General features: G+C 38.0%; 22 protein-coding genes and 1 pseudogene. 9 read left to right on the top strand and 14 right to left on the bottom strand.

Annotated elements, in window-relative coordinates:
• Nucleotides 1-144: 144 nt before the first annotated feature.
• Nucleotides 145-585: a type VII toxin-antitoxin system HepT family RNase toxin gene (gene hepT / locus AB1279_RS02715; protein WP_429753275.1), complete on the bottom strand. Its 441-nt coding sequence runs from the start codon at nucleotides 583-585 to the stop codon at nucleotides 145-147.
• Between the two features lie 148 nt (nucleotides 586-733).
• Here hepT and glpX point away from each other — a divergent pair, with 148 nt between their 5' ends.
• The 3 genes from glpX to AB1279_RS02700 all read left to right on the top strand — a co-directional run bounded on the left by glpX (nucleotide 734) and on the right by AB1279_RS02700 (nucleotide 2,861).
• Complete coding sequence (gene glpX / locus AB1279_RS02710; protein ID WP_429757743.1) at nucleotides 734-1,705, top strand: class II fructose-bisphosphatase; 972 nt, start codon at nucleotides 734-736, stop codon at nucleotides 1,703-1,705.
• A gap of 15 nt (nucleotides 1,706-1,720) precedes the next feature.
• A complete protein-coding gene (locus AB1279_RS02705) occupies nucleotides 1,721-1,987 on the top strand; it encodes a DUF3055 domain-containing protein (protein WP_429753273.1) in 267 nt (88 codons plus the stop codon).
• 370 nt (nucleotides 1,988-2,357) lie between these two features.
• On the top strand, nucleotides 2,358-2,861 hold the full coding sequence (locus AB1279_RS02700; RefSeq protein WP_429757742.1) for a cytoplasmic protein: 504 nt from the start codon (nucleotides 2,358-2,360) through the stop codon (nucleotides 2,859-2,861).
• 39 nt (nucleotides 2,862-2,900) lie between these two features.
• Here AB1279_RS02700 and AB1279_RS02695 read toward each other — a convergent pair whose 3' ends face one another.
• Entirely contained in the window at nucleotides 2,901-3,203 is a 303-nt protein-coding gene (locus AB1279_RS02695; RefSeq protein WP_429753271.1) for a YutD family protein, read from the bottom strand.
• A 252-nt stretch (nucleotides 3,204-3,455) separates the two neighbouring features.
• Here AB1279_RS02695 and AB1279_RS02690 point away from each other — a divergent pair, with 252 nt between their 5' ends.
• Both AB1279_RS02690 and AB1279_RS02685 read left to right on the top strand, forming a co-directional pair.
• Nucleotides 3,456-4,028, top strand: a complete 573-nt coding sequence (locus tag AB1279_RS02690) for a YhcN/YlaJ family sporulation lipoprotein (protein WP_429757741.1) — start codon at nucleotides 3,456-3,458, stop codon at nucleotides 4,026-4,028.
• 207 nt (nucleotides 4,029-4,235) lie between these two features.
• Nucleotides 4,236-5,012 (top strand): YhfC family intramembrane metalloprotease, encoded by a 777-nt coding sequence (locus AB1279_RS02685; RefSeq protein WP_429757740.1) that lies wholly within the window; start codon nucleotides 4,236-4,238, stop codon nucleotides 5,010-5,012.
• Nucleotides 5,013-5,197: 185 nt separating this feature from the next.
• On the opposite strand, the gene AB1279_RS02680 is transcribed toward AB1279_RS02685, so the two are convergent.
• Nucleotides 5,198-6,070, bottom strand: coding sequence for a YitT family protein (locus AB1279_RS02680; protein WP_429757739.1), 873 nt, complete (start codon nucleotides 6,068-6,070; stop codon nucleotides 5,198-5,200).
• Between the two features lie 499 nt (nucleotides 6,071-6,569).
• On the opposite strand from AB1279_RS02680, the gene AB1279_RS02675 reads away from it, so the two are divergent.
• From AB1279_RS02675 to AB1279_RS02665, 3 genes are all read left to right on the top strand, one after another.
• On the top strand, nucleotides 6,570-7,151 hold the full coding sequence (locus tag AB1279_RS02675) for a histidine phosphatase family protein (RefSeq protein WP_429757738.1): 582 nt from the start codon (nucleotides 6,570-6,572) through the stop codon (nucleotides 7,149-7,151).
• A 69-nt stretch (nucleotides 7,152-7,220) separates the two neighbouring features.
• Complete coding sequence (locus AB1279_RS02670; RefSeq protein ID WP_429757737.1) at nucleotides 7,221-7,541, top strand: hypothetical protein; 321 nt, start codon at nucleotides 7,221-7,223, stop codon at nucleotides 7,539-7,541.
• 135 nt (nucleotides 7,542-7,676) lie between these two features.
• A complete protein-coding gene (locus AB1279_RS02665) occupies nucleotides 7,677-8,144 on the top strand; it encodes a YbaK/EbsC family protein (RefSeq protein WP_429757736.1) in 468 nt (155 codons plus the stop codon).
• Between the two features lie 58 nt (nucleotides 8,145-8,202).
• On the opposite strand, the gene AB1279_RS02660 is transcribed toward AB1279_RS02665, so the two are convergent.
• The 3 genes and pseudogenes from AB1279_RS02660 to lipA form a co-directional block, all read right to left on the bottom strand.
• On the bottom strand, nucleotides 8,203-9,654 hold the full coding sequence (locus AB1279_RS02660; RefSeq protein WP_429757735.1) for an RNA-guided endonuclease InsQ/TnpB family protein: 1,452 nt from the start codon (nucleotides 9,652-9,654) through the stop codon (nucleotides 8,203-8,205).
• Between the two features lie 159 nt (nucleotides 9,655-9,813).
• A pseudogene (locus AB1279_RS02655) lies at nucleotides 9,814-9,909 on the bottom strand (SMR family transporter); the annotation flags it as partial.
• Nucleotides 9,910-9,994: 85 nt separating this feature from the next.
• A complete protein-coding gene (gene lipA, locus AB1279_RS02650; RefSeq protein ID WP_336482440.1) occupies nucleotides 9,995-10,891 on the bottom strand; it encodes a lipoyl synthase in 897 nt (298 codons plus the stop codon).
• Between the two features lie 190 nt (nucleotides 10,892-11,081).
• On the opposite strand from lipA, the gene AB1279_RS02645 reads away from it, so the two are divergent.
• The gene (locus AB1279_RS02645; protein WP_429753263.1) at nucleotides 11,082-12,074 is read left to right on the top strand and encodes a M23 family metallopeptidase; all 993 of its coding nucleotides are present in this window, start codon (nucleotides 11,082-11,084) and stop codon (nucleotides 12,072-12,074) included.
• Between the two features lie 62 nt (nucleotides 12,075-12,136).
• On the opposite strand, the gene yunB is transcribed toward AB1279_RS02645, so the two are convergent.
• The 8 genes from yunB to sufD all read right to left on the bottom strand — a co-directional run bounded on the left by yunB (nucleotide 12,137) and on the right by sufD (nucleotide 21,397).
• Entirely contained in the window at nucleotides 12,137-12,874 is a 738-nt protein-coding gene (yunB, locus tag AB1279_RS02640; protein ID WP_429753262.1) for a sporulation protein YunB, read from the bottom strand.
• 52 nt (nucleotides 12,875-12,926) lie between these two features.
• Entirely contained in the window at nucleotides 12,927-13,229 is a 303-nt protein-coding gene (locus AB1279_RS02635) for a YunC family protein (RefSeq protein ID WP_336482437.1), read from the bottom strand.
• An 80-nt stretch (nucleotides 13,230-13,309) separates the two neighbouring features.
• Nucleotides 13,310-14,701: a bifunctional metallophosphatase/5'-nucleotidase gene (locus AB1279_RS02630; RefSeq protein ID WP_429761287.1), complete on the bottom strand. Its 1,392-nt coding sequence runs from the start codon at nucleotides 14,699-14,701 to the stop codon at nucleotides 13,310-13,312.
• Nucleotides 14,702-15,039: 338 nt separating this feature from the next.
• Nucleotides 15,040-16,581 carry a thiol-activated cytolysin family protein gene (locus AB1279_RS02625; RefSeq protein WP_429757734.1) on the bottom strand — a complete coding sequence of 514 codons (1,542 nt, stop codon included), beginning with the start codon at nucleotides 16,579-16,581 and terminating at the stop codon, nucleotides 15,040-15,042.
• A 434-nt stretch (nucleotides 16,582-17,015) separates the two neighbouring features.
• Nucleotides 17,016-18,413: a Fe-S cluster assembly protein SufB gene (gene sufB, locus AB1279_RS02620; protein WP_429753260.1), complete on the bottom strand. Its 1,398-nt coding sequence runs from the start codon at nucleotides 18,411-18,413 to the stop codon at nucleotides 17,016-17,018.
• Nucleotides 18,414-18,463: 50 nt separating this feature from the next.
• Nucleotides 18,464-18,895: a Fe-S cluster assembly sulfur transfer protein SufU gene (gene sufU, locus AB1279_RS02615; protein WP_002089369.1), complete on the bottom strand. Its 432-nt coding sequence runs from the start codon at nucleotides 18,893-18,895 to the stop codon at nucleotides 18,464-18,466.
• Nucleotides 18,885-20,105: a cysteine desulfurase SufS gene (sufS, locus tag AB1279_RS02610; protein ID WP_429753259.1), complete on the bottom strand. Its 1,221-nt coding sequence runs from the start codon at nucleotides 20,103-20,105 to the stop codon at nucleotides 18,885-18,887. Before sufS ends, sufU begins: the two co-directional genes overlap by 11 nt.
• Nucleotides 20,105-21,397 (bottom strand): Fe-S cluster assembly protein SufD, encoded by a 1,293-nt coding sequence (gene sufD, locus AB1279_RS02605; RefSeq protein ID WP_429753258.1) that lies wholly within the window; start codon nucleotides 21,395-21,397, stop codon nucleotides 20,105-20,107. The genes sufS and sufD overlap by 1 nt, the downstream gene beginning before the upstream one ends.
• Between the last annotated feature and the right edge of the window lie 5 nt (nucleotides 21,398-21,402).

The following is a 21,402-nucleotide window of genomic DNA, read 5'->3' as shown; positions in this document are numbered from 1 at the left end:
TCCCGCTATTCGCGGACAGTAAAACCCCCACCTCAAGATTCTGTGAAAACAAAGAAGAGAGGTGGGGACTGACTGTTGGCATGCGCCTGCCTGGTGAGAGATTTCCATCAATGGAGGTGAACCTCCACTGATGAAAGTTTCACTTTACTCTCCTGCAAACGCAGATACAGGACCAAGTTCTTGCTCCAAATAACGACGAATATTAGCAGGATACTGTTTAATCATATCAATATGTTTTTGAACTGTATCATACACTTCTGTATGGTTCATATCTACATACTCTTGTACAATCATTTTACGAAGACGAACGACTTCTTTTAAACGTTCTCCTTCTTCATTCGTAACAACTTTTTCATCCATTAAAATATCAATAATATCTTCATAACTACCTGGATCACGCATAATAAATCCATCAATCATGGCATTGCCTACGTCTAGAATACAATCAATCATAAGATGTGCCATGCGCTCTAATGCATATTCATCAAGCGCTCCGCGGTATTCTTGTTTTGTTTGAAATGCTGCAACAACTTTCTCTAAACACTGTAACATTTGTTCAATTTTTTTACGGTCTACAAAGTACATATATGTCACCTACCTGGAAATTAAAGCATTTTCATTCCCAATTGTACCCCTTTATTCAAAAAAAATCGACAATTTTTCGAATTCACCTTTTTCTCTTTCTTTGTTATAGTTATACGTGTATGATTTTCGGAATTGGGGGAATGACACCTTGGAACGTGAACTCGCACTAGAAATTGTCCGTGTAACAGAAGCAGCAGCCCTTGCATCAGCACAATGGATGGGCCGCGGTAAGAAAAACGAAGCAGATGATGCTGCAACGACTGCAATGCGTACGATGTTTGACTCTGTTAACATGGCAGGTACTGTTGTAATTGGCGAAGGGGAACTTGATGAAGCACCGATGCTTTACATTGGTGAAAAGCTTGGAACGGGAAACGGCCCAGAAGTAGATATCGCCGTTGATCCATTAGAAGGAACAAATATCGTAGCAAAAGGTCTTGCAAACGCAATGGCTGTTATCGCTATCGCTGATAAAGGAAACCTTCTACACGCTCCTGATATGTACATGGAAAAAATTGCGGTTGGCCCAAATGCAGCTGGTAAAATCAGCTTAGATGATCCAATCGAAAAGACAATTGAAATTGTAGCAGAAGCAAACAATAAAAAAATTCGTGACTTAACAGTTATCGTACAAGAGCGTGAACGTCATCAAGAGATCATCGAACGCGTACGTGCAAAAGGTGCACGTGTAAAATTATTCGGCGACGGTGATGTTGGTGCCTCTATCGCAACAGCTCTTCCTGGAACAGGAATCGACTTATTTATCGGTACTGGCGGTGCTCCGGAAGGCGTTATTTCTGCTGCAGCTCTCAAGTGTCTTGGCGGAGAAATGCAAGCACGTCTCGTTCCAATGAATGAAGAAGAAGAAGCACGTTGCCACGCAATGGGCTTAGAAGACCCACGTCAACTTCTTATGCTAGATGATTTAGTATCCGGTGATGACGCAATCTTCTCAGCAACAGGTGTATCTGCTGGCGAGTTATTAGATGGTGTGAAATTCCTCGGCGGAGATTTAGCAGAAACATATTCTATCGTTATGCGTTATAAAACAAGAACAGTGCGCTTTATTAAAACGCACCACCATTTAGATTATAAACCACACTTAAATTTAGATATTTAAAAAGGAGTCATGTTCATGGGAGAACGCTTTTTTCTTTACGATGATACAGTAGAAACAAAAACGCGTTTCGTAAGCTTTATGGGAGAAAACGAGCGCCACGATTTAGCACTTTTGTATTCTGACCGTCATTATGGTAAAACAATCGTCCTAGATATACAGCGCAATAAATTTGCCATTATCGGTCGTGATGACTTAGAAGAACCTGGCTACTTAGAACATGCATTTTCTATTTCTGAAGAAAATGCAGAAGAATTACGTTCATTTTTATATGAACTAATGTAATCAAAATTACCAGCTTGTAACAGGCTGGTAATTTTGATTACTATTTATTTTGAATTTTCAGTTTACTGTGATATACTAACGACAAATCTATTTGGATAGAAAGGATATTACACTACGTATGCCAACATATACTTTGTAATGGATCAGCAACTGGATAGTATTACTCCCACGAAAAAGCACAACGCTTTTTCGTGGGAGTAGTCTGCCCAATTCCCATTACAAAGGAACGTAGCACATCTGTAGTATGATTGTTACGAAGGTTCCTCACAGGGGAGTCTTCTTTTATTTTTCTCTGTTTTCTTTATTTCATACTGCAAGACATCCAAATAGATGTCTCACGTTCCTTTATCTAAATACGAGGTGAAGGAAAATGCAAAACGGACAACTTTCTTGGAACTTATATAAGGCAGAATTAGAAGCAATTATAGAAAAACATTGTAAAAACTGTGGTCATACAGCTCTTTTTACTGATACACATATTCGTAGACATAACGCGAATGGTAAAAACATTTATCGTTTTGCGATTTACAAATGCGAAAAAGGACATACATGGAATAAAAAATTACACATTTATAAAACGTATTCTGAACATGTTGAAACAGTGGATATGCTTCAAGAAGAACGCCAGGAAACGATAAACAACATTTCAATCCTGCCCTATGAAAACGCAGGATTGACGGAACTAACCATACTATTAGAATTCGTGCATGGATTATTTCGCATCGACAAAGCACTCGCAACCTATATTTCAGAATGGAGTCGTGCGGTAATTATAGAGAAAATTAAAGAAGGATCTATTCACTTAAACGGTCAACGCATTAAGCCAAGTGCCAAACTTGCAGCTGGTGATTGTATTTCTATATACATGCGATAGGCAAAAAAACTCCTCTTACCCGATGCAAGAGGAGTTTTTTTACTTCTTCACTTTTCGCAGTACAAAGTATGCACATCCAAAATTACAATACTCGTATAAATACTCCGATAACGTACTAATTTTCGTATCATACGTTGCACGCTGGTTACTGTCATCAAAGAATCCGCGCAATCGAAGCTGATCATAGCCCCAATCACCCACGATGTAATCATATTTATTTAAAATTTCTGCGTAGCGAGCTTTAAATGCTTCTTCATTAAATCCATTTCGATTTTCTGCTATTACTTCATAGTGGATATTATTCACGTAAACTGTAGTGCGAATCTCCTGCTTCTGCTCCATCTTCCATTCCCTTTCCTCTTCTTTCTTCTTTTTATCGTATCATAAAGCCACAAAACCAACAATTTCAAATACAAAAAATCTCTTAAGTGGGAAATGCTATAGAATGAAACTTCCTTTTAGAGCATTCTTCTCCAAAAGGTTAGTTGAACCAATCGGGTTTCTTACGGACAGTTATCTTCCTCACTTTTCCTTGAATCTTGAGATATGGGTATTACTGCCCGCAAATAGCGAGCCAATAAGGAGGAAACAATCATGAAAAAACAACTGCTCTTATCCCTTCTTACTCTTTCCATCTTTGCTGGATGCCAAACAAACAAAGCGGAAATGAAAAAGGAAGAAGGAAGCCGCGTACTCTTGTCTTCGCATAGAGACATATACGGGAAAGAAGTGCCAAACGACATGCTGACAAAAGTCGGCTATTCTCAAAAACAAAAACATGAAGTATCCAATCGCCAAGCTGGTACAATTAACAAGGAACGATTAGCAGAAATGATTACAGATTTAACTGTGAAACTACCCGATGTCATGAATGCAGCAACACTTGTAACAGATGATGAAGTGTTTGTTGTATACCGAGCAAACACGACAAATCCAAATTTAGTTGCCGATCAAGTACAAAAAACAGCATTATCTGTTGTTCCCCGCTATTACAAAGCATATGTATCAACAGAACAAAAATTAATATCCCAAATTCAAGGACTGAAATCTGGCACATTAAACGATAAAGAATATGCACAAACACTTGATATGCTCAAGCATGAAATGAGCAAAAATCCGCATTTAAATAATACGCAAAATAATACGCTCCCTAATACAATGAAATAACCTGAGAATACACTCTCAGGTTATTTCATTTCTTTTGACCACTATATCTCATCTTCAAAAACATAAAGAGCAGCACTCGATTATAAGTCTAAATATTCCGCACTTTTTTGCGTAGTGAAGCACTTCCTCCTTTTAGGCTATTTTTTGAAAAAATTTTTTCGCTCAATGTATAATAAGACTATAAACTAGTGAAAAGTGGTGAATTTAATGGTTTCAAATACAGCAATTGGAAGTATGATTGTGCAACTTGTTATTTCTGTTCTCATCCCGATTATTGCGCTCCTTTACTTCCGAAAGAAATATAGAATCTCTTTCAAAATTGTCGGTGTCGGGATTGTATTTTTCCTCGGATTCTCACAAATTTTTGAAAAAACGTTACATGTCTTTGTCTTTGGAAATCCAACAGCAATTGAGCTATTTAAAAATCCGTTTATCTATGCTATATATGGCGGATTAACTGCTGGTATTTTTGAAGAACTGGCTCGTTTTATTGCCTTTTTCTTTTTACTTAAGAAATACCAGAAGTATGAAGACGGCCTTGCTTATGGAATCGGTCACGGAGGAATCGAATCATTATTAATCGGAGCAACTGTCGGAGTGAAAAGTCTTGTATTTGCTTTCTCCATTAATAACGGAACCTTTTCTAAAATGATTGAGAAAGCACCACAGCTTAGCGCTGTCCATGATGCATTAGTACATACTCCGCCTTACTTCTACTTATTTGGCGCAGTAGAGCGGCTTGTTGCTTTTATCATGCAAATTGCCCTCACAATGCTTGTCTTATATGCTGTAAAATATAAGAAATACATATTTATAGGGCTGGCAGTATTCCTTCATGCATTTATTGACTTTTTCGCAGTACTCTACCAACGCGGACAAATCCATTTATTTGTAATCGAAGGACTTATGATACTGTTTGGTATTGGTGCTTATATCCTAATTCGCAAAATGAAAACAAAATTCCTAGCAGAACATGCAAGCTAAGCTACTATGTAATGTTAAAGGCCAATGAAAGTACGTGCGGTTTTTAAGAACAATAACTTATTTATAATATTGCACCTTATATTAACAAAAGTAGCGGGCTAAAACTCCAGTATAAAAATCACCTTTTAGTCAAACTAAAAAGGTGATTTTTTTATGAAACTATATTAAATGTTTCTAAGTTATAATTAATGAATATCATGTTTTCTGAAATTACCGCCCTTTACTTCTGCTACGTCATATACCGTAACAAAGGCATTTTCATCAATTTCATGAATGATTTCTTTCATTTTACTTTCTTCTAAGCGGTTAATGACACAAGTGATTTCTTTAAATTGTTCATTTGAATAACCGCCGTAAACTTCATTATAAGTTGCACTTCGACCTAATCTCTCTCGAATTGTTTCTACCATTAATTCAGGTTCCTTTGTGATAATTTTAAATGTTTTAGAACCACTCAAACCGACTTCAACAATGTGAATGACTTTAGAAGCAATAAAGTAAGCAATGGCTGAAAGAATAGCCCCTTCAAGACCAAATACTGTTGAGACAACAATAAAGACAAACATGTTTAAAAATAAGATAAGGTCACTTGTCCCAAAAGGTAATTTTCGAGAAAGTAATACGGCTAACATATCAATTCCATCTAATGCGCCGCCATTACGCAGTGCTAACCCCATACCAAAACCGATGATAATTCCGCCCACAACGGTAACTAACAATGTATCACCGTGAATAATCGTTCGTACGTTGTGCATAAGAACAGTACCAATTGCTAGTGAAGCAATACCGATAATCGAATAAATAGCGAAATTTTTACCAATTTGCTTATACCCTAACCAAACAAACGGGATGTTAATGACTGCAATTAAAATTCCTAATGGTAATCCAAGTAATTGTGAGCTAACGATACTTAAACCCGTCACACCACCATCTGAAACGTTGTTTGGGATTAATACCGATTCTAGTCCATATGCTGTTATAAATGCTCCAATAATAATCATTAATACTCGAAAAATAATTTTTACTTTATTGGGCTTGCGCTTTTTGTTTATACTCATATAATTCCTCCGTTTCAAATTATGTTTTCTTTTCATTCCTACACGTCTTTTAATTAGCTAGACCCATTCCTAATAATTATTCTAACATATTACTATTAGGTTATTTAACGAAATGGCACAATTGTAGAATTTCAGAACAAGCATATTTTTAAATGTAGTGTTTTCAAATCAAACTACCTCCCCCTTCACGCTTGATGTAGGGGTCTTCTCGCCAGGGATGATAAAACAAATTGGCTTAGCTTTTTACTCTGTAAGAAAATCCACTCCATTTACCAACAACTAGAAAAAAGAGGATTCCTCACTCTATTTGTCGAAGTACGTACAAATTCGTCTATTCGTCCCGCATTAACGGGCAGTAAGCCCCCCACTTCAAGGTTCAGAGAGAAGCGAAGAAGATAGGTGGGGATAACTGCCCGTAAAAGCCCGATTGGTTCAACTAACCATCAGTGAGAAAAGCATCACTGATGGAAGTTTCACTTTATAAGCGAGGGATGGAATTATGAAGAAGTTAATTGTTGTCCGCCATTGCGCTGCAACTGGGCAAGAACGTGATGCACCACTTACAGAAATAGGCCAGCAGCAAGCTAAAGCTCTTGCCAATTTTCTCATCACAGAACAGCTTCCTATCGAAAAAATTATCTCGAGTCCGTTTGCTCGCGCCGTTCATTCGATTGCACCTTATGCGTCACAAGTACAACTTCCTATTCAAGAGGATGATCGACTAGCTGAACGTATATTAAGCGGTGTACCAATGAATAATTGGCTACAAATGCTCGAACAAACATTTACAGAAATTGATGTCGCCTTTCCTGGCGGAGAATCGACGCGCCAAGCAACAGAACGAGTACAATCACTTATCCACAGCATAGTACAACATCAGGAGCAGGAAGTAACGCTGCTCATTACACACGGTAACTTATTCACACTCATTTTAAAGATTTTTGACAACGGCATCGGTTTTTCCACATGGAAAAGCTTAAGCAATCCAGACGTATACGAAATTACAATAGAGCATGGTACAACCACTATCCACAGATTGTGGGGAATACATTGTGTAACGAATGAACGTAACTACCGATAATCTAGAATCAGAACATATTTGCTGCGCTATATCTGACAAGAGAATGGCACGCGGAGTTTTGCAAAAGAAATGCATATTGAAACCAAAGAAGGATTGGTCGTGCATTATACAGATCAATGCTCATTTACGGATTATTATGTCCATGAAGAACTGAAAGAAGTTGAACAAAAATACAATATTCCTGTTCAGCGCTATAAAGTAAAACTTCCTTTTGAAGTGCTCTTCTCCAAAAGGTTAGTTGAACCAATCGGGCGCATGCCAGCAGTTATCCCACACCTATCTTCTGTAGAAGAGCGGAAGCGGCTCGCTCAGAATCGCAGGACGCCCGCGCCCAAGGCAGAGAGGCGCTTTTTGCCTCATCCAAGGGAGCGAAACGACCGGAGATTCTAGCCGCTAGAGCTGGACAACGTTTTTCTCTAAACCTTGAGGTGGGAGTCTTACTCCCCTAAAGTAGCAGGGTAAAAAAGAAATTCGAAAAATTACGGAAAACACTCAAGAAGTGAAACGAAAGGAGTCTGCATTACGATGTACGAAGAAGTCATCTCGTTACTACATGAAACGAATGTTTTATATGAAAAGTTTGAACATGAACCAGTTCTAGATTATGAAACAGACCGCATCGTTCGAGAACGCCTTGGCTTAGAAGGCGAACCAAGTAAAAGTCTCTTTATGAAAACGAAATCTGGGACTTACTATGTCTTCTTTACGTTAGAAGGAACCCGCCTTGATATGAAGCAAATGAAAGATCTTATCGGTACACGCGTATCTCTTTGTTCATCTGATGAATTAAGAGAGAAAACGGGATGTCTCCCGGGATGTGTTGCACCGTTTGGTTATACAGAGGATGTAACAATTATTGTAGATCCTTCTATTTATCAATACGAAAAAATATTAATTTCACCTGGTGTCCCTGAAGTTACAATTTCTTTATCCACAGCAGAATTACATAAACTTTTATCCACATGTGGAAATACTGTACTGGAATACAAATGAAAACTCCCGCCACTTATCTACTTCGGATCTTGAAGTGGGGGTTTCTCGTGTATCACCCTCAAAAGATGCTTAACACGAGTGGAGTTGACACAGCTGCCTGATGGCACAACCCCTCTATTCCATCGGCAAACGCCTTCGGAACTGCTTTTTTTAAGATGTTATAGGAACCATTCACATCTGCGTTCAATAGTTTATTTTCTTTCGTACGATACAAGCCACGTTTGATACGTTTTCCACTGAACTCAGGAATACCTTCCTCACCGTAAGTGGGAATCACATCATTGTCTAAAAAGGATGCCTTGCTTGTATACGATTCTTCTACGACTTGTACAGCAATACCTTTTCGTTTTGCTTTATAGGTAATCATTTCAATGAGTAGATTATGCGGGATATGGCAGAACGATTGATTCTGTCGTTTCCCCATATCACTGTTTTGTTTCCAAGATGTATTTTTCCCAATCACAATCATAGAAACTTCCTGTTGAATTGCCAGCTGGACAATGTGATAACTCATTTTGTGAAAGAGATCTTTTATTTTCAGAAACCTTTTTTCATGAAGTCTCTCTAAACGCTTTGACGTGTGTAGTCCTTCTTTTGGTTCTTTTCCATGACGAATAATCCCTATTAAATAAGCCTTTTTCTTGTTGTAGTATTGATTGATGCTTTTAATGACATTGCCCTTTACTAATACAGGAGTAGCCCCTATATTCGTTGTGATAGTTGCAATGTTATGAATCCCTAAATCAATACTCATATAGCGATTATTGTCGACATGTTCAGGTGCTGGCTCAGATTGTTCTGTCACAATTTCAACTTTAAACTTTCCGTAAGCAGGAGAAACGCGTACCTCTTTCAAATTTTCAATATACCCAAACAATTTACCGATATTTAATTTTATGCTTGTTTTTGGAAAACGAATGTACTTATCTTGGAGTTTACATACTTGATTCGTGAATACAATTTCTTTCATAGATGATTTGATATATTTTGGAATGCGAGGTCTGCCTGTAAAGGTGGAAGGATGTTTCTTGTATGCCTTAATGGAAGCAAAGAATGATTTCCAGTTTTGATATACCTTCTTCATAACCGCTTGATTCGTTTGCGCTGGCAAATTCATATAATCTTGTTGTTTCATTGTTTTAAACAAGCAATCTAAGAAATGATACGATAGGAACGATTTCTCTTTTGTCGGGAATGTAAACAAGTTACATTTTATGTCTTTCTGTTCTTTAACAGGTTTCTCTTTTTGTTTTTGTACACGTTTTTGATATGCATGAAGTTGATTTTCATTCATGGTTTCAATATGCGTTTGTAATGTATGAAGAACTTCTTGTTGAAGTGGCTGTAATGGTTTCTCAGTACGTAAGGCCGTATATACTTGGCGAATATAGAAGTTTGTTGTATTGTAGAGATTTTTTGCATTTTGACATATTCCCATGAAGTAGGCGTGCAATTTGTGACCTTTCTTAATCCAAATTTGATAGGTTGCATATTCTTTTTCTTTCGTCATAATTTTCACCTCCCTCTCTTCTTACCTTCATGATACTATAAAACGACGAAAAAGAACATATATTCGTATTGATACCGAAAATTTTTTACAAATGCAAGGACAATTTATCCCTCCCTTAAACTGGACTATGTCCTGCGCGTTTTGAAGATAGGGTTTTCTTGGCCATACTTTCGTAAATCCGTCTGACAACTTCAGCATCGTTGTCCCAAATACTTCACTCACAATTGCGATTGCTAACAAAACAAACCCTTTCATGGAATTCTTCCCCCTTTGTTATTTCTACAATACTTTTCATAAAAAAATCCCCCTTAGTTGATTCACTAAGAAGGATCTTTTCTCATTATTTTGCTTCTGCTGTATTTTCTCTTGCAGATTGTACTTGCTCATCTGCATGGTAAGAAGAACGTACAAGCGGACCAGCTTCGCAGTGACTAAATCCTTTGCTAAGCGCAATTTCTTTTAGCTCTGCAAATTCTGCTGGTGTGTAATACTTAATAACTGGTAAATGCTTTTTAGACGGTTGCAAATATTGACCAAGCGTTAAAATATTAACGTTGTTTGCACGCAGGTCATCCATTGCTTCGATAAGGTCTTCTCTCGTTTCCCCAAGTCCTACCATGATGCTTGATTTTGTTGGAATGTCAGGCTGCATTTCTTTTGCACGACGTAAAAATTCTAGGGAACGATCGTATTTTGCTCTAGCGCGAACTCGGTCAGATAATCGACGTACTGTTTCAATGTTATGATTTAAAATATCCGGACGTGCATCCATTAACATTTTTAAATTCTCTTCTACTCCACCCATATCAGATGGTAAAACTTCAATAGACGTAAATGGATTTTTGCGACGAACAGCGCGCACTGTTTCTGCAAAAACAGCTGCTCCTCCGTCTTTCAAATCATCACGTGCAACTGCTGTTATAACAACGTGTTTTAAGCCCATTTGTTCTACAGAATCTGCTACGCGTTCTGGCTCTTGTAAATCAAGCTCTGTTGGTAAGCCTGTTTTAACCGCACAGAAACGGCATGCGCGTGTACAAACTGCACCTAAAATCATAAATGTTGCTGTCTTACGAACAGCCCAGCATTCATGAATATTCGGACACTTCGCTTCTTCACAAACTGTATGAAGGTTCTTAGAACGCATCATTTTCTTTAAGCCTGTATAGTTTTCATTTGTGTTTAATTTAATTTTCAACCACTCGGGCTTGCGCATATATTCTGTTTGTTTTGTCATGTTCATCAACTCCGCACAATTATGAAATAGTTTACCATGTTCGCTTCTTTCAATGTAACATATCTATTTTATCGTATGAAAGCGATTTGCTCAAATGAAGATTCAAAGAATTCCTTCCAATTATTACTTATAATGAAATATCGTGTATATCCCACACTAAAGGTAGTGATTTCGAAAGGAGCTTACTGCCGTGCATCGAAAATTTTTCCTTCTGCTTTCTATCTGTTTTCTTCTCCAAACAAACATTGTGTATGGACAAGAAAACAATCAAGAAGACATATATATGAAGCGAATGACATTATACAAAGAAATAGAGACAATCTTCCATATTCCATGGTACTACTTTGCTGCCATCGATCAATACGAGCGAAATATCCGTGCTGTTCGCCGTGATATTCCTAAGAAGCCAGATGCTATTATCTCTATTTACTTCAAACCAGAAGTATGGTCCGGACCAGCAAATCCAGACCCTCATGATACGAAACCGTATACAATCTCCTTATTTGGAGGCATGGGGTTAGACGGAAACAACGATGGATTGGCAGACGCAAATAATGAACAAGATGTTCTCTATACAATGGCTACTATATTAGGGAAACGTGGGACAAATCGTGATCAATTAAAAATTATGCTGTGGGAATATTATCAGCGATCTAAAACAGTAGAGTTAATATTAGGTTATGTTCGTATGTACAAACATTTCGATCGAATTAATTTACAAGGTAACGCCTTCCCTCTGCCGATTCGCAGCGATCATAGTTACCGTAGTACATTTGGCGCTAAACGAAGCTTTGGCGGACGCCGTATGCATGAAGGCACAGATATTTTCGCCGGCTATGGTGTACCTGTTCGTTCTACTTGCTATGGCATCATTGAAACGAAAGGATGGAATCGTCTTGGCGGCTGGCGCATTGGTATTCGCGACTTATATAACAATTATCATTACTACGCACACTTAGGCGGATTTTCAAAAGAAATACAGCTTGGACAAATCGTTGAACCTGGAACTGTTATTGGATTTGTCGGCAGCACTGGTTATGGTCCCCCTGGGACAGCTGGTAAGTTTCCGCCTCACTTGCATTTTGGATTGTATAAAGATAACGGCTATACAGAATGGGCGTTTGATCCATATATGCATTTAAGCTTATGGGAGCGAAAAGAGCGAATGAATTCAAAAAGATAACCGCAGTTTGATGCTACAGTTATCTCAAATTAACAATTTCTTTATCTAAAAGGCGGATAACATTAGTTATCCGCTTTTTTCTCCTTTTTTTCCGGTACAACAACTCCGCCGCCTCCGTAATAGCCAGGCACTTCCCCTTGAATGATACGTGTGGCTATCGGAATATCTTGCTTCACAGTTACTTCTTTTGTATGGAAAGGAATAATCACCTGAAGCGTCACTTCAATTTCCATCACAATTTTAATAGCTGTACTATTAATTCCATGCGCTTCAAAGTCTTGCTTAATATTCGTGTACACATCACCGATTGTTGTAAATTTAATTGGAATATCCGGTCCTAAATTACCAAGTAATGCATTGTCTGTAATTCTCCCAAGTGGAACTGATAATGAAATTCCTCCGTCCTCTGGCAAACCTAATGCCTTCGTATCTCCCTGTTCTGCTTGATGTAAATATTTCTCTATGTACGTTGTAGTTGATGTGAGAATTTGATTAACTTCTTCTGTATTTACATCCATCGTCGCAACTTTTCCATTCTTGTCTGTCTGCACCTTCATTAATGAATCGACATTAATCCCTTGTGCAACCCTATCTTTCACTGCTTTCGTCATAACAACTGTTGCTGTTCGCTTCGTCTGCATTTCTGCATATTTCATTAATGTCGGCTGAATACTTCTATTCACAAGCCATAATCCTTGTACGGTAAGAAGAATAAAAATAGCAAATGAAATAAGCAATACGTAACGAAATGGCAGTGGCCCTTTCCGAAACCGAGAAGTCCGGGGGCGAAACGCACGCATAACAAATCCCTCCTTCTTACACATGTATATGCAAAAAAGAGGGACGATATATTTAGATCATTTTTAGCAGTGCATCTTTTCCAATTGTACCAGCTGTAATGCCTAACCTTTCAGCTTCAAATGTAACCGATTCAAGCGGTGCCTCTAACAACTGCTCAATCGTTCTTACACCAACAGCGCGCCCCGCAAGAATGCCGCGATCGCTTAACTTTTCGTTTAACAATCCCACATCTAAAGCCCCGCACATAATGTATCCTTTATCGCTCATAACTGCTAACAAATTTGTCTTTGGAAGCTTTACACTCACTGCTATAAACGTGTATTCATTTATTATAATTGGTTCTATATTAACCATAGTTCACACTCCTCTCTCCTTTATCTGTATGAAAAGAGAAAAAAGAATGTGAACCCAAAAAGCCTACTGCAATCAGTAGGCTATAATTTTACAGATGACGCATATTTCATTAATGTATCCTTCAAAACATCACGGAGCAATTCCGGCATATAATATTCTTTTTCTGGCACGACCGCAAGCTCTGGGTATAAGTAACCGAATGTGAACATATCAATCGTTCCTACTGTATAGACTCGTTCTAGGTCTAATGATTCTCCGTTGATAACGACATCTTCAAGTAATATTTTATTACCCGGAATCGTATCTAGTACAACTTCTACGCCATCATATATCATTTTCCCCATGACTTTCCCCCGAAAACCTAAACCTTTCACTTCAAGCTGTTCCATGTTTGGACGGCGTGCTTTCAAAATCACATCTCGCAATGTTTTTCCTTTCACTTGCAAACGGCATGGATTAATCGGATGTGGACAAATGCGATGAATATCTCCTCGGGTAACTACACCTTCCTGCAATCCTTCGAGTAATACCCCTGCATTTACCATACCAATTTCAGCATCGCACCATTCTCTAAGAGATTCGGCAAGCATATGAGCAAATTTCGTTTCCTGAAACCAATCAACTTCTAGTGATTCTTTTAAATTTACAACAGGCTCTGCCATGATGAACTTACTTTCTTGTTCAAGCTTCTCTAACAAAGCATGAGACCCTCCATAGGCTCCGAGTCGCTTCGTATTAATTGCTCGTCCATCCTTTTTTATCACTTGCTTTGTTTGTAAATCCACTGTTATTTGTACATGCCCCACATAATGCCCCCACTTCTCGCAGCAGCAAAGAAGTGTTCCATTCACTAATACACCGCGATCAAATAAATGATGGGTATGTGCGCCTAAAATAACATCTATATCATAATGCTCTGCCATGTATTCATCTGCATTCTTTCCTAAATGGGACAATACAACAATGACATCCGCCTTTGAACGTACCTCTTCTAAAATCGCTTCTAAATGTAGATATGGATCTTCAATATGCCAATCTAACTTCGCATAAAAATCAGGATACGCTACTGTTAAACCGATAAAAGCAATTGTAATCCCATTATCAAGTGTTTGCAGTACATATGGTTTTACCCAGCTAGGACGTGTTTGATTTGTTTCAAATAAATTTGCAACGAGCACTTCAAAATTCGCATTGTCATATAAATGATCCAGTTGCTCTTTCGCAAGTGTAATCCCCTCATTGTTTCCAATCGTTACATAATCGTACAGCGCTTTATTTAATAGCTGCACATTTCCTTTTCCGCTCGTTGCCTCAGAAATCATATGAAAGCGATCAACGTGATCGCCAATATCTAATGTAAAGACCGCTTCACCAGCAGCAAGACGACGCTTTTTCTCTTCTACAACAAACTGAGAAATTTGCGGCCAATTTTCAAAATGACTATGTATATCATTTGTATGATAAAGATGAATTGTTACTTCCGTATCTATACGCAGAGAAAAAACCTCCTCTCGATTCCATACTTCTTGTTTACGCTACATGTAAGCTTGAATCCTGTAAATACTTTTCGTCTTTTCTTGCTATTTTACATTGTACTCTGATTAATGGAAAAAGCAAAAGTTTCTTCTTTAAAAGTTAAGGAGAAGATGCAGCATGATTATAATTAACAAAAGCTTTTCGCATGTCGAACTTCTTCAGAAGGTCTTTATATTGTGTCAAAGCGCCGATATATTGTAAAAAGTACCATTATATTTGCCGCCAATTAAAAAAGTGCCCTGTAAACAGGGCACTTCGAACATATACATCATCTTTAATTATAACTAATATTAGAGGTTGGGTATAATGTCGTTCCGCCAATCCAGATGTTTATTTCATTTGCTAACGGAACATTTTGTTCATTAATAACTGTTCTCCACCATTCCCATGCAAGACCTGTACATTCCCATGCTACGACTTTTAAATTTTTTGAATTAGGCGGAAATGGTATAACTGTAGAGAAATGAGCAGTTTTGTTTCTGTCGTTTGCTTCCCAAGCTTTATGAGTTAATACTTCATTTCCATTTTCATCATATGAAAATTCATCCCAAGTTATTTCAAATTGAGCAACATATGCACCATAATGATCAAGCCTCATTTTAGCACTGGAATATTCTGTAGATGTAGTCTCGATATACTCTGTATTGTTATGAACAGCAGCAATTGAATTATCTTTTAAGAAAACGCTTGAATATGAAATTGGGTATGCTGGATTTTTAAGACTAAATTCTGCATTATCTTTAATTACATTTCGTATTTCATTAAAATCTTTTGTAACAACCTTGTTATGCTCTTTTGCATCTCCGCCTAATACTACAGCAGTAAAGGAACTGTTCTCATAAATATCTTTGTACTGTTGATTCGTTTGGACGCCTTGATTCTCAATTAAAGCTTTAAAGGCAGCTTGTACATCTTTGCTCTTAGAAGTTGTTTCTAATTTCACATAAATTGTTCTGCCGTAAGCTACATTTGACACCATAACAGGCGGGGCCTCATTACTTACCCCTTTACGGGTTAACTCTTCAAACGTAACACTATTATCAAAAAGGTCTGATGGATTGTCAGGTAGTTCTGCACTTACGGTATAAAATATTTGCTTATATGCCGCAACCATCACTTTTTTCTCTCCATTTGCAATCGCATTAAAGTCAATGTTCAGTCCGTTATCAAGATATTTAGCGTTAACGTTAAGAGCACTTGCTATTTGAGATTTACTATAAACCATAGATTCTGTATACTGCATTCTTGCAGGTAACGTATGTGTTGCTGAATATTTTTCACTCCAAGCAGATACTAAATCATCTACTGCTCCGGACACATTACTATATGTTGGATTTTGGACAGTTGTTGTATTGTTTTTTCCCATGCCAGGTAAGTCTATACTAATATTCAAAGGTTTTCTCTTGGCCACTAATAAACTAGGTTGATTATCTGCAAACGCTTTATTTGCAAGTTGTACTGCTCCTGGATATGTACGATTAGCCATAGAATCAATAATTGAAATATCGACTGGTGAAGCTGAAAGTGATTTTTTCTCACGTTCAACCACTACAAATTTACCATTTGAATTGATGCCTTGTTTCGGAACAAAACTCTCTACTTTATCACCATTTACTGCTAAAACATCTCTACTATCATACTTTAAATTCGCTATGCCAGTATCAATGCCACTAACATTTTTTGTTGCATCAGCTGAATTATCTGTTTGTGTTTCCGCGAAGGAAATAAATGAATAATTAATAGTGCATAAACTAACTAATAAACATGCTAGAAACTTTATTCCTCTGATGTTTTTTATAATTTTCAAAAAATTCAACTCCTTTTTTAGAATAATTTTGTTGCACCAACTGAATTACTGGTTTAATTTTCAGCGAAGGGAATAAACGAATAATGAATAGTGCATAAACTAACTAATAGACATACTATGAATGTTATCCCCTCAATAAAGTTTAGAATTCTCTAAAAACTAACCTCCTTTTTCAAAAAATTATATCATAAAATGTCGATTTTTGTATATTGATAAAATTTTTTCAGATAGTTTTTTAGCTATTTTCATGCACCCGGTCCTTTTTACTTCTTAATATCTTTATACCTATAAAGTGAAACTTCCACAAAAATAAAATGCGTGTCCGAGCGTCCTAATAAAGTAAATATCGTATAAAAAGCGTCGTTATATTTGCCGCAAATGAAAAAAGCGCCCTGTAAACAGGGCGCTTCCACTTTTAATATTGTCTAGCTCCGCATTTCTAATTAACCGATAGAACCTTCCATTTCAAACTTGATGAGACGGTTCATTTCTACTGCGTATTCCATTGGAAGTTCGCGAGTGAATGGCTCGATGAAGCCCATTACGATCATTTCTGTTGCTTCTTGCTCAGAAATACCGCGGCTCATTAGGTAGAATAATTGTTCTTCTGATACTTTTGATACTTTCGCTTCGTGCTCAAGTGATACGTGATCGTTTTTGATCTCGTTGTAAGGAATTGTATCAGATGTAGATTGGTTATCCATGATTAACGTGTCACACTCAATGTTAGAGCGAGAGTTTGTCGCTTTTGGTCCGAAGTGTACGATACCACGGTATGTTACTTTACCACCATGTTTTGCAATCGATTTAGAAACGATTGTTGAAGACGTGTTTGGTGCTAAGTGAATCATTTTCGCACCAGCATCTTGGTGTTGGCCTTTACCAGCAATCGCGATAGATAATGTTAAACCACGAGCGCCTTCGCCTTTTAAGATAACAGCTGGGTATTTCATCGTTAATTTCGATCCGATGTTACCGTCAATCCATTCCATCGTTGCGTTTGCTTCACAAACTGCACGTTTCGTAACTAGGTTGTATACGTTGTTTGCCCAGTTTTGGATTGTTGTATAACGGCAATATGCATCTTTCTTAATGATGATTTCTACTACCGCACTGTGAAGTGAGTTTGTTGTGTAAACAGGTGCTGTACAACCTTCTACGTAGTGTACGTGTGCGCCTTCGTCTACAATAATAAGCGTACGCTCGAATTGTCCCATATTTTCAGAGTTAATACGGAAATACGCTTGCAGTGGTGTTTCTACTTTCACACCTTTTGGAACGTAGATGAATGATCCACCAGACCAAACTGCAGAGTTTAATGCAGAGAATTTGTTATCAGTTGGCGGGATTACTTTTCCGAAATGCTCACGGAAAATATCTTCATTCTCTCTTAACGCGCTATCTGTATCTTTAAATACGATTCCTAGCTCTTCTAAATCTTCTTTCATGTTGTGGTATACAACTTCAGATTCGTACTGTGCAGATACACCCGCTAAATATTTTTGTTCTGCTTCTGGAATACCTAATTTATCAAACGTCGCTTTAATTTCATCAGGTACTTCATCCCAAGACTTCTCAGATTTCTCAGATGGTTTTACGTAGTACGTAATTTCATCGAAATCTAAGTCGTTTAAGTCGCCGCCCCATTGTGGCATTGGCATTTCATAGAAGTGATCCAGTGATTTTAAACGGAAGTCTAACATCCACTGTGGTTCTTCTTTCATACGTGAAATCTCTTCTACGATTTCTTTTGTTAAACCGCGCTCAGCACGGAAAATTGAAACGTCCTTATCTTTGAAACCATATTTATAATCGCCGATATCTGGCAGCTGTTTCGCCATGTTCGTATGTCCCTCCTTGGATAAACTTCGTATTTAGGAACTCATTTGCATTACTTGTCTTCGTTCAAGCCTTTTTCTAACGCTTTCCAAGCTAATGTTGCACACTTAATACGCGCTGGAAACTTGCATACACCTTGTAATGCTTCAATATCTCCTAAATCAATGCTGTCATCATACTCTTTTCCTAGCATCATATCCGAGAAAATTTTTGAAAGCTTAAGTGCCTCTTCAATTTTCTTTCCTTTTACTGCTTGCGTCATCATAGAAGCGGAGGACATGGAGATGGAACAGCCTTCTCCTTCAAACTTCGCTTCTTGAACAATTCCTTCTTCTACTTTCATTGTAAGTTGAATGCGGTCACCGCAAGTTGGATTGTTCAAATTAACCGTAACACTATCTTCTAATACGCCATGGTTACGTGGATTTTTATAATGATCCATAATAACTTGACGATATAACGTATCTAAATTATTAAATGACATTTGTGAAATACTCCTTTGTTTTCGTCAGCGCTTCGACAAATGTATCAATTTCTTCTTTTGTGTTATATAAATAGAAGCTTGCACGTGCTGTAGAAGAAGCTTTTAGCCACTTCATTAACGGCTGTGCACAATGATGCCCTGCACGAACCGCAATACCTTCTACATCCAATACTGTTGCAACATCGTGTGGATGTACGTCATCAATATTAAATGTAACAAGACCTGCACGGCGCTTTGGACCATAAATTGTAACACCGTCTACTTCTGATAGTCTTTCTAAAGCATACTGCGCTAATTCATGTTCATGCTTTTCAATATTATCAAGACCGATTTCTTCTAAGAAATCAATCGCAGCTCCAAGTCCGATTGCGTTGCCGATAATCGGTGTACCTGCTTCGAATTTCCACGGAAGCTCTTTCCATGTAGACTCTTGTAAGTCTACGAAATCGATCATTTCACCGCCAAATTCGATTGGCTCCATATTTTCAAGCAATTCCTTCTTACCATATAATACGCCGATACCTGTAGGACCGCACATTTTATGAGCGGATAAAGCGTAAAAATCACAATTTAAATCTTGTACATCCACTTTCATATGCGGTGTACTTTGCGCACCATCAACGATCATGATTGCTCCGTTTTGGTGTGCGATTTCTGCAATTTCTTTTACAGGGTTAATCGTTCCAAGTACGTTTGATACGTACATAATAGATACGATTTTCGTATTTGGTGTAATTGTTTGGCGAGCATCCTCTAATGAGATCGACCCGTCTTCTTGAAGCGGAAGATATTTTAATGTTGCGCCTGTTTTCTTAGCCACTTGTTGCCAAGGAATAATGTTACTATGGTGCTCCATGTAAGTGATGACGATTTCATCGCCTTCTTTTACATGTTCCATGCCATAGCTTGCTGCAACTGTATTTAACGCTGTTGTTGTACCGCGCGTAAAAATAATTTCTTCCATAGACTTCGCATTAATAAACTTACGAACTTTCTCGCGTGCGCCCTCATACGCATCGGTTGCTTTCGTACCGAGCGTATGAACACCGCGATGCACGTTAGAGTTGTATTCTTTATAGTAACGTTCTAACGTTTCAATAACTTGAATTGGTTTTTGAGAAGTTGCTGCACTATCGAAATAAACAAGTTGTTTGCCGTTCACCTTTTGATCAAGAATTGGAAACTGTTTGCGTATTTCATGAATATCCATTAGCGAACTTTCCTTTCAATTACCTCAACAAGCTGTGCTTTTACTCCTTCGATTGGAAGCTCATTTACTACAGGTGCTAAGAATCCATGGATGACTAAACGTTCTGCTTCTTTCTTCGGAATACCACGGCTCATTAGGTAGTATAGTTGAGTAGGATCTACGCGTCCTACAGAAGCTGCGTGACCTGCCATTACATCATCTTCATCGATTAAAAGAATTGGGTTTGCATCGCCGCGTGCTTTTTCGTTTAACATCAGAACGCGAGAAGATTGCTGTGCGTTTGATTTAGAAGCACCGTGCTCGATTTTACCAATTCCGTTAAAGATAGATGTTGCACTATCTTTTTGTACACCGTGTTTTAAGATAAAGCCTTCAGAATGTTTACCGAAGTGAACAACTTTTGTTGTAAAGTTTTGTGTTTGGTTACCACGGCCAATTGTTACTGTTTTTGTATCAGCAAATGAACCGTCGCCCATTAAGTTTGTTACGTTCTCAGAAATTGTGTTTCCATCGTTCATAAGACCTAATGCCCACTCTAGACGTCCATCTCGTCCAACTACGCCGCGGCGGTTTACGTAAGATGTTACATCTTTTGCTAATAAGTCAACTGCACCAAATTTCACTTGTGCGCCTTGTTCTACAATTACTTCTGCCACGATATTTGCAATACCAGTAACATTTTCATTTGCCACGTAGTTTTCTACATATGTTGCAGAACTATTTGCATCTGCTACAAATAATACGTGGTTATAAACGTTTGCTTCTTCACCGTCTACTAAGAATACAGCTTGAAGTGGTGTTTCAAGAACAACGTTTTTCGGAACGTATACGAACGCACCGCCGTTGATTAATGCAGCATGAAGTGCTGTTAAACGATGCTCGTCAACCTTCACGCCGCCCTGCATTAAATACTTTTGTAAAAGTTCAGCATGCTCAGTTGCAGCTGTTACGATATCTGTAAAAATAACGCCTTTTGTTTTTGCTTCTTCTGATAAAGAAACGAATGCAGTTGTACCGCTGCGCTGTACAAGAACGTTATTCTTTTCATCAATTAAATTTTTCACTGCTTCTGGAAGTTCTTCTACAGAACGTACAGGCTCTTGCTTTGCAGTTTGACCTTTGCCGATAAAGTCCCATTTATCAATCTTTGTTTTATCAGGCGTTGGCATTGGAAGTTCAGTTGCCTTTGCAAGAGCTTGTAAGCGGAACTCAGTCAACCAAGCAGCTTCATTCGCTTCGCTTGCACGTTGACGGATAGAATCTTGATCGAAAGGTAATGTACCAATTGTCATGTTTA

This window comes from Bacillus sp. S14(2024), assembly GCF_050473785.1.
GTDB lineage: Bacteria > Bacillota > Bacilli > Bacillales > Bacillaceae_G > Bacillus_A > Bacillus_A yunxiaonensis.
This window is presented reverse-complemented; position numbering and strand designations above follow the sequence as displayed.

What these genes read in the sequence shown, in the direction of transcription:
- hepT (WP_429753275.1), bottom strand. Translation starts at nt 585, where the DNA reads ATGTACTTTGTAGACCGTAAAAAAATTGAACAAATGTTACAGTGTTTA.
- AB1279_RS02705 (WP_429753273.1), top strand. Translation starts at nt 1,721, where the DNA reads ATGGGAGAACGCTTTTTTCTTTACGATGATACAGTAGAAACAAAAACG.
- AB1279_RS02700 (WP_429757742.1), top strand. Translation starts at nt 2,358, where the DNA reads ATGCAAAACGGACAACTTTCTTGGAACTTATATAAGGCAGAATTAGAA.
- AB1279_RS02695 (WP_429753271.1), bottom strand. Translation starts at nt 3,203, where the DNA reads ATGGAGCAGAAGCAGGAGATTCGCACTACAGTTTACGTGAATAATATC.
- AB1279_RS02690 (WP_429757741.1), top strand. Translation starts at nt 3,456, where the DNA reads ATGAAAAAACAACTGCTCTTATCCCTTCTTACTCTTTCCATCTTTGCT.
- AB1279_RS02685 (WP_429757740.1), top strand. Translation starts at nt 4,236, where the DNA reads ATGGTTTCAAATACAGCAATTGGAAGTATGATTGTGCAACTTGTTATT.
- AB1279_RS02680 (WP_429757739.1), bottom strand. Translation starts at nt 6,070, where the DNA reads ATGAGTATAAACAAAAAGCGCAAGCCCAATAAAGTAAAAATTATTTTT.
- AB1279_RS02675 (WP_429757738.1), top strand. Translation starts at nt 6,570, where the DNA reads ATGAAGAAGTTAATTGTTGTCCGCCATTGCGCTGCAACTGGGCAAGAA.
- AB1279_RS02670 (WP_429757737.1), top strand. Translation starts at nt 7,221, where the DNA reads ATGCATATTGAAACCAAAGAAGGATTGGTCGTGCATTATACAGATCAA.
- AB1279_RS02665 (WP_429757736.1), top strand. Translation starts at nt 7,677, where the DNA reads ATGTACGAAGAAGTCATCTCGTTACTACATGAAACGAATGTTTTATAT.
- AB1279_RS02660 (WP_429757735.1), bottom strand. Translation starts at nt 9,654, where the DNA reads ATGACGAAAGAAAAAGAATATGCAACCTATCAAATTTGGATTAAGAAA.
- lipA (WP_336482440.1), bottom strand. Translation starts at nt 10,891, where the DNA reads ATGACAAAACAAACAGAATATATGCGCAAGCCCGAGTGGTTGAAAATT.
- yunB (WP_429753262.1), bottom strand. Translation starts at nt 12,874, where the DNA reads ATGCGTGCGTTTCGCCCCCGGACTTCTCGGTTTCGGAAAGGGCCACTG.
- AB1279_RS02635 (WP_336482437.1), bottom strand. Translation starts at nt 13,229, where the DNA reads ATGGTTAATATAGAACCAATTATAATAAATGAATACACGTTTATAGCA.
- sufB (WP_429753260.1), bottom strand. Translation starts at nt 18,413, where the DNA reads ATGGCGAAACAGCTGCCAGATATCGGCGATTATAAATATGGTTTCAAA.
- sufU (WP_002089369.1), bottom strand. Translation starts at nt 18,895, where the DNA reads ATGTCATTTAATAATTTAGATACGTTATATCGTCAAGTTATTATGGAT.
- sufS (WP_429753259.1), bottom strand. Translation starts at nt 20,105, where the DNA reads ATGGATATTCATGAAATACGCAAACAGTTTCCAATTCTTGATCAAAAG.
- sufD (WP_429753258.1), bottom strand. Translation starts at nt 21,397, where the DNA reads ATGACAATTGGTACATTACCTTTCGATCAAGATTCTATCCGTCAACGT.